The organism is Streptomyces radiopugnans (assembly GCF_900110735.1).
Classification (GTDB): Bacteria; Actinomycetota; Actinomycetes; order Streptomycetales; family Streptomycetaceae; genus Streptomyces; species Streptomyces radiopugnans.
The window spans coordinates 114,889-126,936 of the sequence record NZ_FOET01000010.1; the positions used below are offsets into that span (position 1 = coordinate 114,889).

A 12,048-nucleotide genomic window follows, 5' to 3' on the forward strand; every position below is an offset into this window, starting at 1 on the left:
GGAAGGTCATCCACCGATCGTACGTTCAGAGTTCACCCGGGTGTCCCCTCGACGGCATCCGGCGTGACCGGCGTGTGGCTAGCCTCGCCCTGCGGGGCCGGCAGCCGTGGACGGTGGGGGTCCGGCCCGCCGCCCTGTCCGCAGCGTCTGGAAACCACGTGCCGAAGCTCTCAGTGATCGTCCCCTTCCACAACGTCCAGGAGTACGCGCAGGACACCCTGCGCAGCCTCGCGGCCAACGCGCGGCCGGGGACGGAGTTCATCCTGGTCGACGACTGCTCCACGGACGCCACCGCGGAGATCCTCGACCGGGCCGTGACCGGTCTGCCGCGCGCCCGGCTGTTGCGGCACGAGGAGAACCGGGGGATCGCCCAGGCCCGCAACACCGGCATCGAGGCCGCCGAGGGCGAGTACCTGACCTTCCTCGACGGCGACGACTGGTACGCGCCCGGATACCTGCGCGACCTGCTCCACGCCGTCGAGGAGCTGGACTGCGACTTCGTGCGCACCGACCACGTGCAGTCCACCGGCCGCGACCGGGTCGTCAAGCGGGCCCCGGCGCGGCGGCGGGACGCGGTGCTGAGCACGCGGGACGCCATCGCGCCGGCCGAGATGGAGACGATGGTGGACTACCCCTTCGTCTGGGCCGGGATCTACCGCCGCCGCCTGTTCGAGACCGGCGGTGACGGCCTGGGCATGCGGTTCACCACCCACCTGCGAACCGCCGAGGACCGCGTCTTCATGTGGCAGCTCCATCTGCGGGCGAAGACGTTCGCGACGGTCGGCCTGCTCGGCGTCTTCTACCGGCGCGGGGTCACCACCTCGCTGACCCAGATCCGCGACGCCCGGCAACTGGACTTCATACCGGCCCACGACCTGATCCTGGCCGAGGTCGCCGCCGACCGCGAGGCCGAGCGCTTCCTGCCCAAGATCGTGCGGACCTACTGCGCCATGCTCGCCTTCCACGCGGCGAACGCCCACCGCTACGAGCCCGCGGCCGCGCGGCGGCTGAAGCACGAGTCGGCGGCGGCGCTGCGCCGGATGCCGGGCGAGGTGCTGGAGCGGACCCTGACGTCGATGGACCACGAGCGCGCCAGGACGCTGCGGCGGCTGCTGGGCGGCACGGCACGGAAGGCGGCCTGACATGGCTGACACCACGGGCAACACGGGAGCCAGGGGACCCATCGGCATCGGGGACACCTCCGGGAGCGGCGCGGGCGCGCGCACCCGCGTCCAGGTCTTCGAGGTCTCCACCCTCTACGGCGCCGCCACGCTCGCCGCCGCCCTGGACGCGGGCCTGTTCGGGCCGTGGCACCGGACGCTGCGCGTCCTGCTGGTCTCCAACAACGCCGAGGTGCCCGAGACCGCCTCCCGGCTGGACGGCATGCGCGGCTGGCACCGGCTGACCGCCCGCTTCGACCGGGTGGTCGACTGGAACGACGCCATCCGCCCCCACCACCCCAGCACCTGGAGCCCGGCGGGCAACGACTGCCCGCTGTGGGAGCGGATGTTCCGCGCGAGCTGGGACCTGGGCGACGGGCCGATGGACCTCGTCGTGGAGTCCGTGCACGTCAGCCCGGCGAAGGCGCTGGCCGCGATCTTCGCGAGCGCCTCCGTCCACGTCTACGCCGACGGCCTGATGAGCTACGGCCCCACCCGCGAGAAACTGCCGCAAACCCTGGCCTGCCGCATCCAGCGGCTGCTCCACCTCGATCTGGTGCCCGGCCTGACACCCCTGCTGCTGACCGAGTACGGGGTGCCGTCCGAGCTGGTGCCGAACGAGGTCTTCCGCTCCGTCCTGGACGAGCTCGACGACGCCGCCGGGGACGACGGCCTGGACGCTGAACTCGACCCGGACGGCGAGGGCCTGCCCACCGCCGTACTGCTGGGCCAGTACCTGGCGGCGCTGGGCATCCTCACCGTGGACGAGGAGGAGGCGCTGCACGAGCGGATGCTGCGCGGCGCGGCCGCGGCCGGGCACCGCGCGGTCCTCTTCAAGCCCCACCCCACCGCGCCCGCCCGCTACTCCAGGGTGCTGGACAAGGCCGCCGCGGACACCGGCGTACGGCTGGTGGTGCCCGAGCGGCCGATGCTGGCCGAGACCGTCTTCCGGCGGTGCCACCCGAAGCTGGTCGTGGGCTGCTTCTCCACCGCGCTGCTCACCGCCTCCGCCCTGTACGGCGTGCCCGTCGCCCGGGTGGGCACCGGGCCGCTGCTGGACCGGCTGACGCCGTACCAGAACAGCAACCGCGTCCCGCTGACCCTCGTAGACGCCCTCGTGCCCGATCTGGAGGCCCCGGGCGCGGGAGAGGGGGCGCGCGGCGAGGTGGTCACCGAGTCCGGGGAGGCGGTGCGGCGGGCCGAGCCGCTGGTGCGGGCCGTCGGGTACTGCATGCAGGCCGAGCGCTACCCCGCCCTGCGCGCCGAGGCCGAGGCGTGGCTGACCGCCCACCTGGACGACACCACGGCCCGCTACTTCAAGCGGCGCCGTCTGACCGCGCTCGGCCTGCCCGGCGGGCTCACGCCCGGCCTGGTGCGCCGTCTGCCGGGCAGCGACCACGCGCTGCGCGCCGCGCGCCGGGTCAAGCGGGCGGCGACCGCCCGCGCCCGCGGGAAGTGAGCGGGCCCGGCACCCGGAGCACATGAGCCGGGCCGGGGCCGTGGTCCGGCACCGGCCCGGCCCCGTGCTGCCGTGAGCCTCGCCCGAAGCGCGCCCGGACCGCACCCGAACAGGACCGCGAACCACGCGCTGCGAGCCGGCACGGGGCCGGGCCGGAACCCGCCGGGGCTCCGGCCCGGCCCCGTGGACCCGTGCCCACGTGGACCCGTGCCGGCTAGCCCAGATACCTGCGGAGCCCCAGCCGCCCCCACAGCAGGCTCGCGCCGAACGACACCGCGACCGTGGCGGCCAGCAGCGCCACGAACAGCGGCCCCGCCACCGCACCCGGCACATCCGCGGAGACCAGCGGCTCCACGATCGCCGAGATCACCATCACATGCACCATGTAGGCGCCCAGCGAGGCTCCCGCCAGCTTCGACAGCAGCGGGACCCAGCGCTCCGGCACCCGCACCCGGGTCACCATGAGCAGCACGCAGCCGGTCATCACGGCGACCAGGAGGTGTGCGTTGGGGATCACGTAGTGGACGCGGGTGTGGTACCAGAGCACCCCGGCCGCCGTCAGCGCCATCGGCACCGCCCACACCCACCGGCGTCCCGCCAGGCGGCCCAGGGCCCCGGCCGGCAGGGCGAACAGCATCGCGCCGCCCAGCGCGTACGCCACCTGGTAGACACCGAAGCCCCAGCCGAAGCGCGGCAGGTCCCAGCCGGTCCACCGCTCCAGGTCCCCCATGAGGGAGGGCGCCGACGCGAGCACCAGCAGCACCGCGCCCAGGCCCCACGGCCGCTTCCCGGCCCGTACGAGCACCACGAAGGCCAGGGCGGCGATCAGCGGGATGTAGGCGTACATGAACCACAGGTGGTACGCGGGCCGCACCGACCCGAACACGGCCTCCAGCGCGAGCCGCGACACCGGCCCGTCGTTGGTGCCCCACGCCCGGCCCCACAGCAGGTAGAGGGCCGTCCAGACGAACAGCGGCACCGAGTTGCGCACGATCCGTTGCCACATGCGGCGGCTGTCGCGCGGCGGTGCGCCGACCAGCACCGCCCACCCGGCGATGGCGAAGTACATCGGCACCGCGAACGGGTTGAGCGCCTCAACGATGTGCCCGGTCCAGTAGGCGCCGGGCCCGTTCGCCTCCTGCCGCTCGACCGCGGCGATGAACACGCCGCCGATGTGGCCCAGTATCACCGCGACCGAGCAGACCAGCCGCATCAGGTCGATGTCGTGCCGGTGCTCGCGGGGCGCGGACGCGGACGCGGGCGCCGGCGCGGAGACGGGGGCGGGAGCGGAGGAGGACGGGTGGGCGGCGGGCGCCGGGACTCCGTGGAGGGGCGCGTTCCGCGCGAGGTCGCTCTGCCCGGAGCCCGCACCGGCGTCGGGGCCGCGCTCCGGGGTCTGCACGGCTGTTTCGTTGGACACGGAGGCCACTCTCGGGCACCCGGGTGTACGGAATGGTAACGACGGGCGAACACTGCCGGAGCCGCCCCCGCCCCGCCCCGGGCCGCCGCCCGTCCCGGAGCCGGGCGGGCGGCGCATCCCCGCGGCCGTCGGCTCGTTTGCCGAAACAGTGCCGAAACGGTGGTGGGAGTCACGCCGACTGCCTAGCATCGATCATCGCCGGGACGGCATTGCACAGGTGTTCCCCAGCACCGTCCACACCACCCGTTCCACAGCCGCACTCAGGAGGCTCAATGTTCCGCCGCAGGACCTCGCTCTCCCTCTCAGCCGCGGTGGCGGTGCTCGTCGCGGCGCCGCTGCTGACCGCGTGCGGCAGCGAAGCCCACCCGGGCGCGGCGGCCGTCGTCGGCGGTGAGCGGATCACGATGGGGCAGGTGCAGTCGCAGGTGCGGGCCGTACGGGCCGCGCAGAACGAGTCGGACCGCAGCGCCGAACTGATCAGGAACACCGAGCAGCTCACCCGCGGCACGGTCAGCTCCCTGGTCTTCGAGCGGGTGCTGGAGCGGGCCGCCGAGGACGCCGGGGTGACGGTCAACCGCGGTGAGATCCAGCGGGCGCGCGAGGAGGCCGAGCGCAACGTGGGCGGCCCCGAGGAACTGGAGGCGATGATGCTCCAGCAGCGGGCCGTGGCACCCGACGAGATCGACCGGGCGGTGCGCTCCCAGCTGCTGGTCCAGAAGCTGGCGGAGAAGCTGGGCGCCAACCTCCAGACCCCGCAGGGCCAGCAGGAGATCACACAGGCGCTGGCGGAGGCCTCCGAGGAGCTGGACGTGACCGTCAACCCGCGCTTCGGCGCCTGGGACGACAAGCAGATCACCCTGGCCGACACCAAGGAGCCGTGGATCAGGAACGTCTCCAACCCGGACCCGCAGCAGCCCGCCTGACGGCCGGTCCCCGGCCCGGCCCGCCGGTCCTCGCCGACGGTTCCGCCACTGTTCACCCGGAAGCCGACGCGGCGTCACACACGCCGCGCGGCGGTCGGGCACTGTTCGGCCTCCCGCCGCCGAACAGTGGAGAGACATGAGGACGAAGAGGCCCGGTGCCGCGCCGCGGGCGTGGCCGGGGATCCCGCTCCTGCGGCCGGGCGCCGCGCGCGAGGCCGAGGCGCGCGCCGCGCTCACCGGATGCGTCCGCGCCTGCGCGGACCGGCTCGCCGAACTCACCGGGCCGTCCACCGGGCCGGGCGGGCGGCCGGACGCGGGGCGCACCCGCCTGGTCGCCGCGCTCGGCGCCCTGATCGCCGCGCACACCGTCCGCGGCGCGGCCGCCGGGCGCTCCTCCGGCCCGGTCGTGGACAAGGAGTCCTTCGACGCCCTGCTGCGCGCCGGTGACGCGGCCCTCGACGCGGCGGGGTGCCCGGCGGGGGAGACGGCCGGGCACCCCGCGGCGGACGCCCGCGACCTCCGGCTCGCCCTCCTCCTGGCCGACGCCGCCCTGACCGTCCGCCGCAACTCCAGGGCCGCCTGGCTGCTGCGCGCCCGCGCCCTGGAGGGAATGGGACGCGGCGCCGAGGCCGCCGAGGCGTACGAGCGCCACCTGGCCCTGTCCGAGCCCGGCCCGGGCACCCGTGCCGCCGCCGCCCGCCTGGCCGCGCTCACCGAGCGGCGGGAGTGCCTGGCCGGCGCCCTGCGGCTGTTCCCCGCCGACGACTGCCCCGAGGCCCGCGCCTTCGCCGAGGCGGCCGGAGGCGGCCTGCCGGCGTCCGAGGTCCGCGCCGCCTTCACCGCCTACATGGACCACCGCCTGCGCGAGCGCGGCGCGGCCGACCCCGCCGTAAGGGACCTCGCCGCGCTGTACGCCGCGTACTGCCGGCTGGCCGAGCGGGACCGGATGCCCGACCCCCTCCTCGGCGGCGGGAGCGGCAGGGGCGAGGGCGGGGGCGACGGGGAGCCGCTCGCGGTCGGCGACCTGCGCAACGCCGTGGCGGGCCGGACGGTGTGCCTGGTGGCGAACACCCCGCGGCTCGCCGACCACGTGCCGGACGCCGGGATCGACGCCTACGACCTCGTCGTCCGCTGCGACGCCTTCCCCCTGGACGTTCCCGGCGCGGGGGAGCGCACCGACATCCACGCCCTCTCCCACCGCACCACCGCGCGCCTGGACCACCGGGTCGGCATCCGGCTGGTGTTCGGCGATCCGGCCGAGGAGTGGCTGCGCGCGGTACGGCGGCTGGTCCCCGGTGCGCAGCGCCGCGTCGGCGACGCCTCGCTCCGCCACCCGGTGACCGATCCGGCGCTGATCGGCGAGAGCGCCGCGGACCCCGGCCCGACCACCGCCTTCACGATGCTGCGGCTGCTGGACTTCCTGGGCGTCTGCCAGGCCGTGGACCTGATCGGCTTCGACCTGCCGGGCCCCGGCCGGCTGCGCCCCGCCGAACGCGCCTGGGCCGAGGCCCGGGCCGAGGACAGCACCACGACGAGGATCTCCCTGCGATGACCGCCGCCCCCGCGCCCCCGCCCGCCGCCGGTACCGAAGCAGGCACCGCCGCCGCTGCCGACGCCACCGACACCGCCGCCCTGACCGGCAGGCGCCGTATCGCCTTCGCCTGCCACGCCGACGAGGACACCCTCCCCGGCCTGCTGACCCTGCTGCGCAGCCTGGCGCTGACCAACCCCCGCGTCTGCGAGGACTTCCTCCTCCTCCACCCCGGGCTGCCCGACTCCGCCCTGGACGCCGCCCGGCGCCTGCACCCCCGGATCACCGCACGCGAGACGCGGCACGGGCGCTGGGAGGTACTGCGGGCGCACGGGTACGACACCGTGATCGTGCTGGGCCCGGACATGGTGGTGCTGGGCGACATCGGCCCCCTCCTGCGGCTGCGCCACGGCGTGGGCGCGGTCCCGCAGCTGCCCATGCCCTCCGGCGAGCCCCGCGTGCAGGCGGACGAGGGCCTGCTGGTCCTCCAGCGGGAGTGGCTCGCCGACTCCACCCGCGCCCGGCTGGCCGGCGACGGCGTACCCGGGTGCGTCGTGCCCCTCGACGGCCGCCACGACTTCCCCGTCCGGCGCCTGCACGGCGGCCTGCCCGTCCCCGAGGGAACGGTGATCCTGCGGTTCGGCGGCGCGGAAGGCACCGGCACCGGACACGGGGAGGGGCACGGCCCCGCCGAGCGCGCCCGCGCCCGCTACGAGATGGCCGACGACGACTTCCGCACCGCCTACTGCTCCCTCCCCGGCCCCAAACACCCCGCCCTCCTCACCCATCTCGCCCGCCCCCTGCTGGAGCGCGGCGCCACCGTCGACCTGGCCCGCGCGCTCGCCCTCGTCCACACCGAGGAGGGCCGCTACCGCGAGGCCGTCGAGGTGCTGCTGTCGGTCACCCCCAGGGCCGACCAGCCGCGCTTCCACGAGACGCTGGGCAGCGCGCTGATGGCCGAGTCCCGCCATGCCGAGGCCGAGACCCATCTGCTGCTGGCCACCGCCTCGCCCGCGGTCGCGCCGAAGGCGTTCAGCCGGCTGGCGCGGCTGGCGTGGCTGCGCGGCGACGACGACGCGGCCCGCGCGTACGCCCGCGAGGGGCTCGACGCCGAGCCCGTCAACCGCACCTGCCGCGACCTGGCCCTGCTGCCGGGCGAGCCCGCCCCCGACGTCCCCGGCGACGGGCAGCTCGCGCACGTGGCGCTGTTCGCCTCCGGCCAGGAGAACGCGGGCGACAAGGTGCTCCCCGAGGCCGTACGGCTGTGCTTCGGCGCCGACACCGGACCGCGCCGCTGGCTGCCGGTGCCGGTACACCGCCTCTTCGACGAGGTGGCCCTGGAGCGCGTGAACGCCCGCCGCGCCCTGGTCGTCGGCGGCGGCGGACTCTTCCTCCCCGACACCTGGCCCAACGGCAACAGCGCCTGGCAGTGGAACGTCCCCGACGCGATGCTGGAGCGGATCACCGTGCCGCTGGCGGTCCTCGCGGTCGGCTACAACGTCTTCGACGGCCAGGCGTACCGCCGCACCCGGTTCACCGAGAGCCTGCGGACCCTGGTGGAGAAGTCGGCGTTCTTCGGCCTGCGCAACCACGGCTCGGTCGAACGCGTCCGGGCGCTGCTGCCCCCCTCCCTGCGCGAGAAGGTGCGCTACCAGCCGTGCCCCACCACCGTGCTGCGCAGGCTCTCGCCCGGCTGGACCGACCCCGTGCGGCGCGACGACACCGTGCTGCTCAACTGCGCGTACGACCGCGCGGGCCTGCGATTCGGCCACGACTACGGCCACTTCCTGGCCGAGACGGCCGCCGCGGTGCGCGAACTGGGCAAGCGCGCGGAGGTGCGGTACGCGCCCCACACGCCCGCCGACGAGCGCTTCGTGCACGACCTGCGCCGGGAGCACGGCATCGCGCTGCCCGTCGAACCGCTCTACGACCTGCCTAACGCCGAGATCTACGAGCGCTTCCGCCGCACCCGCCTGGTCATCGGGATGCGCGGGCACGCCGGGATGATCCCCTTCGGCTGCGGCACCCCGGTCCTCAGCCTGATCTCGCACCCCAAGCTGGCGTACTTCCTGGCCGACATCGACCGCCCCGAGTGGGGGCTGTCCGTGCACGACCGGGACCTGGGCGCGAAGCTGGCCGAGCGGGCCGCGGCGCTGCTGGACGACCACGACGCGGCGGTGGCCGACGTCCTGGGGCGGCAGCGGCTGCTGTGGGAGACCACCCGCGCCAACCTCGCCGAGCTGGAGCGGTGCCTGGGCGTCCCCGTGGAGGCCGCCGGCCTCGCCGACCCCGGCCCGCCGGCCCCCGCACGGTGACCGGCGCCGATCGGTTACGTTCGGGGCGTGAACCCCTCCAGCGCCGCACCCGCCCCGGCCACCGGCCGCATCGTCCTGCTCACCACCAGCCACCGCGTCGCGCCCGGACTGCTGTCCTGGCCCGCCTGGCAGGCGCTGCGCACGGCCGACCGCGTCCTGTGCCCGGACCCCGGCCACCCGCAGCTGCCGTACGTCCGGGAGGCGGGCGTCGAGGTGGAGATCGCCCGGCCCACCGCCCGTGAGCTGGTGGACGCCTGCACGGGCGCGGACGGAGCCGGCGGCGCCCGGGAGGCGGGCGGCGGGCGGACGGTGGTGGTCCTCGCCGGCGCCGAGGGCGAACCGCGCCTGACCGACGGCCTGGCCCGCCTGGCCGGCTCCGGCCGCGAGGCGATGCCCGAACTGGAGCTGCTGCCCGGCTCCTACGACCTGCCCGGCGCCCGCCTGCTGGACCTGGTGCAGGTCATGGACCGCATCCGCGCCGAGTGCCCCTGGAGCGGCACCCGCACCAGCGAGGACCTGGTGAAGTACGGCATCGAGGAGGCGTACGAGCTGGTCGAGGCCATCGAGGAGGGCGACCGCGAGGCCCTGCGCGAGGAGCTGGGCGACGTGCTGCTCCAGGTGGTCTTCCACGCCCGCATCGCCCAGGACGACCCCGACGAGCCGTTCTCCGTCGACGACGTGGCGGCCGCGATCGTGGAGAAGCTGGTGCACCGCCACCCCCACGTCTTCGGCGACGAGACCGCGAGCACGCCGGAGGAGGTCAAGGCCCACTGGCTGCGCACCAAGGCGGTCGAGAAGCGGCGCGAGTCGGTCACCGAGGGCATCCCGCTGGGCCAGCCCGCCCTCGCCCTGGCGGCGAAGCTGGCGGGCCGGGCCCGCACCGCGGGCGTCGACGCCCTCCCGGCGGGCGAGGGCGTCGGCTACGAGCTGCTGGCCCTGGCCGCCCGGGCCGAGGCCGAGGGCACCGACCCCGAGACGGCCCTGCGGGCGGCGGCCCGCACCTACCGGGACGCCATACGGGCGGCCGAGAGCGCCCTCAGGGCGGGCACAGCGGCCCCGGGAGCCGGAGACCGGCAGGAGTGACCCGGGCCGAGTGACCGGGCCGCACGGGGGTACGCGAAGGCCATGAACGGCATCTACGCAGCGGATCACATCCCACTGGCCGCTTCCGATCTGACGATCGGCATCGGCCCCCTCATCGCGGGAATCGTGGTGGCGACCCTGCTGGTCCTGGCCGTGGTGTACGGGCTGCGCCTGCTCAAGCGCGGCGACGAGGGGGTCTCCACCCCGACCGAGTGCCCGGACGAGCCGATCGTCTACGAGGACGGCGTCCGCGACGACGAGGCGCTGCCCCGCGACGGCAGGCGCCGGCTCCCGCACGAGCTCCAGGAGCACGAGGACACCCACCCCGCCGACCCGAACAAGCGCCCCACCTGGAGCCCCGGCAGCAGCGGCGGCTTCGGCTCCGGCGGTCCCGGCCACACCTGATCCGGCCGCACCCGGTCCGGTCGGCGCCCGGCCCGGCCGGACCGTTGATGCGTGCCGGGAGGGCCGACAGACTGTGCCCTCATGACCACCCCTGTGACGATCCTCGCGACGGCCCTGGAGCGCGGCGCGTGCCGCACCCGCCGTGCGGCGGCCCGGCTCGCCCGCCCCGACGGGCACGGCCGGGGCGCGCTGGCCGCCTTCGGCGCGCTCGCGGCGGCCGACCTGCTGGCCACCGCCCGGCGCCCGCGCGGCGCCGCCCGCGCGGGCAAGCCGCTGCTGATGCCGTCGCTGGCCGCCCACGTGCTGCGCCGCCGCGAGACGGCGGACGCCCCCGTACCGGGGACCCTGCTGGCCGGGCTGGCCTGCGCCACGGCCGGTGACACCGCGCTGCTCGCGGACGAGTACGAGCCCGCCTTCCTCCTGGGCATGGCCGCGTTCCTGGGCACCCAGGTCAGCTACACGGCCGGCTACCTGCGCCGGGGCGCGCTGACGGGACTGCGCCGCCGCCCCTGGATCGCGGCCGCCGGCCTGGCCGGCTGGGCCGCGGCCAACGCCGCCGTCGCCCCGGGGCTGGACAAGAGGCTGCGCGCGCCGGTGGCGGGCTACAGCCTCGCCCTGACGGCCATGGCCGTCACCGCCCTGGGCACCGGCGCCCGCGCGGGCACGGGAGCACTGGCCTTCCTCGGCTCGGACCTGCTGATCGGCCTCCGGGCCGCCGGGCACGTCTTCCCCGGCCAGGAGGTGGCGATCATGGCGGGCTACCTCTTCGGCCAGTACCTGATCACCACCGGCTGGCCCGTCACGCCGTGATCCGGGTGCTTGCGCCGTCGGCGGGTGCGCTCCCGCCCGGTCGTCGTTCGCCACGGCGGTCCGGGCGGGCCGCCGCAGCCGTCCCTGAGACGTACGCGGTCCCTGCCGCCTCCCCGGGAGGCGGCAGGGACCACGCCGTGCCTCGCGTGCCGTGCGCGCGCCCGGCTCAGCGCTGCTCGAGCTCCTCGCGGAAGTCCACCGCGCACTGCTCGCGCTCGGAGACGCTGTCGGCGTTCCGTACGCACTCCTCGTAGCTGCCGAACTCGTCGGAGTTCAGGAAGGAGACCCCGGCGGCGATGACGGCGACGGACGCCACCAGTGCGATGGCGCCCGCGATGGCGCCGATCAGGGCCATCGCGCCGTTGGTCGCCTCGCCCTTCTTGACGCGGCGGTAGCCGATGACGCCCAGCACGATGGCCGTGATGCCCAGCAGCACACCGCCGATGAGGGTCCAGAACAGCAGCAGGCCGATCACGCCGACCACGAGGGCGGCGATGCCCAGCCCGTTGCGGGGCGGCCGCCCGGCCGGTCCCGGAGTGCCGGGGTAGTCCTGCGGTGAGGAGTACGAAGCCACTGCGGCGTCCTTTCGGTCGGATGGGCGGGAGACGGGCGGGCCCTGTCCCACCGCCGGTTTCCCACTGCTGTGCCCGTGCCCGGACGGGGTGCCGGCACGGAGACCCGCTTTTCCCGTACGGACAAGGGCGCGCCAACGCCCTTTTGCGTAGAGGGTGCTGGTTCGGTAGCCCGGCTTCCCGCCCCTGTGCGCCGCAAACAGCCGGCCCGCCATCGGTGGGGGAGAGCCCGCACGGGCGGTGCGCGGGGGGCTGTTTCAGGACGATTCCGCGCGACGGTGGCACGCCGTCGGCGGGAGCGGGCCGGACACCGGGCGCGCAGGTGGCCGGAGCCCCGCCCGGGAACCACGGCTCCGGCGGCCCGCGCCGC

Annotated in this window: 10 protein-coding genes; 8 read left to right on the top strand and 2 right to left on the bottom strand. The window is 75.7% G+C overall.

Annotated features, from left to right (window positions below; genetic code table 11):
- The first annotated feature begins 158 nt into the window (after positions 1-158).
- Both BMY40_RS18325 and BMY40_RS18330 read left to right on the top strand, forming a co-directional pair.
- Positions 159-1,142 (top strand): glycosyltransferase family 2 protein, encoded by a 984-nt coding sequence (locus tag BMY40_RS18325; protein ID WP_093660910.1) that lies wholly within the window; start codon positions 159-161, stop codon positions 1,140-1,142.
- 1 nt (position 1,143) lies between these two features.
- Positions 1,144-2,619: an alpha-2,8-polysialyltransferase family protein gene (locus BMY40_RS18330; RefSeq protein WP_245770159.1), complete on the top strand. Its 1,476-nt coding sequence runs from the start codon at positions 1,144-1,146 to the stop codon at positions 2,617-2,619.
- Positions 2,620-2,833: 214 nt separating this feature from the next.
- Here the strand turns inward: BMY40_RS18330 and BMY40_RS18335 are convergent, their stop codons facing one another.
- A complete protein-coding gene (locus tag BMY40_RS18335; RefSeq protein ID WP_245770160.1) occupies positions 2,834-4,039 on the bottom strand; it encodes an acyltransferase in 1,206 nt (401 codons plus the stop codon).
- Positions 4,040-4,311: 272 nt separating this feature from the next.
- On the opposite strand from BMY40_RS18335, the gene BMY40_RS18340 reads away from it, so the two are divergent.
- The 6 genes from BMY40_RS18340 (at position 4,312) to BMY40_RS18365 (ending at position 11,106) form a co-directional block, all read left to right on the top strand.
- Positions 4,312-4,962: a SurA N-terminal domain-containing protein gene (locus tag BMY40_RS18340; protein ID WP_093660914.1), complete on the top strand. Its 651-nt coding sequence runs from the start codon at positions 4,312-4,314 to the stop codon at positions 4,960-4,962.
- 136 nt (positions 4,963-5,098) lie between these two features.
- The gene (locus BMY40_RS18345; protein WP_245770161.1) at positions 5,099-6,514 is read left to right on the top strand and encodes a hypothetical protein; all 1,416 of its coding nucleotides are present in this window, start codon (positions 5,099-5,101) and stop codon (positions 6,512-6,514) included.
- Positions 6,511-8,808, top strand: a complete 2,298-nt coding sequence (locus tag BMY40_RS18350) for a polysaccharide pyruvyl transferase family protein (RefSeq protein ID WP_093660916.1) — start codon at positions 6,511-6,513, stop codon at positions 8,806-8,808. The genes BMY40_RS18345 and BMY40_RS18350 overlap by 4 nt, the downstream gene beginning before the upstream one ends.
- Before the next feature lie 27 nt (positions 8,809-8,835).
- The gene (locus tag BMY40_RS18355; RefSeq protein ID WP_093660918.1) at positions 8,836-9,891 is read left to right on the top strand and encodes a nucleoside triphosphate pyrophosphohydrolase; all 1,056 of its coding nucleotides are present in this window, start codon (positions 8,836-8,838) and stop codon (positions 9,889-9,891) included.
- 42 nt (positions 9,892-9,933) lie between these two features.
- Positions 9,934-10,296 carry a DUF6479 family protein gene (locus BMY40_RS18360; protein ID WP_093660920.1) on the top strand — a complete coding sequence of 121 codons (363 nt, stop codon included), beginning with the start codon at positions 9,934-9,936 and terminating at the stop codon, positions 10,294-10,296.
- An 81-nt stretch (positions 10,297-10,377) separates the two neighbouring features.
- Positions 10,378-11,106: a lysoplasmalogenase gene (locus BMY40_RS18365; RefSeq protein WP_093660922.1), complete on the top strand. Its 729-nt coding sequence runs from the start codon at positions 10,378-10,380 to the stop codon at positions 11,104-11,106.
- A 166-nt stretch (positions 11,107-11,272) separates the two neighbouring features.
- Here BMY40_RS18365 and BMY40_RS18370 read toward each other — a convergent pair whose 3' ends face one another.
- A complete protein-coding gene (locus BMY40_RS18370; protein WP_093660924.1) occupies positions 11,273-11,680 on the bottom strand; it encodes a DUF4190 domain-containing protein in 408 nt (135 codons plus the stop codon).
- Positions 11,681-12,048 lie beyond the last annotated feature (368 nt).

What these genes read in the sequence shown, in the direction of transcription:
- BMY40_RS18345 (WP_245770161.1), top strand. Translation starts at nt 5,099, where the DNA reads ATGAGGACGAAGAGGCCCGGTGCCGCGCCGCGGGCGTGGCCGGGGATC.
- BMY40_RS18360 (WP_093660920.1), top strand. Translation starts at nt 9,934, where the DNA reads ATGAACGGCATCTACGCAGCGGATCACATCCCACTGGCCGCTTCCGAT.
- BMY40_RS18350 (WP_093660916.1), top strand. Translation starts at nt 6,511, where the DNA reads ATGACCGCCGCCCCCGCGCCCCCGCCCGCCGCCGGTACCGAAGCAGGC.
- BMY40_RS18330 (WP_245770159.1), top strand. Translation starts at nt 1,144, where the DNA reads ATGGCTGACACCACGGGCAACACGGGAGCCAGGGGACCCATCGGCATC.
- BMY40_RS18365 (WP_093660922.1), top strand. Translation starts at nt 10,378, where the DNA reads ATGACCACCCCTGTGACGATCCTCGCGACGGCCCTGGAGCGCGGCGCG.
- BMY40_RS18340 (WP_093660914.1), top strand. Translation starts at nt 4,312, where the DNA reads ATGTTCCGCCGCAGGACCTCGCTCTCCCTCTCAGCCGCGGTGGCGGTG.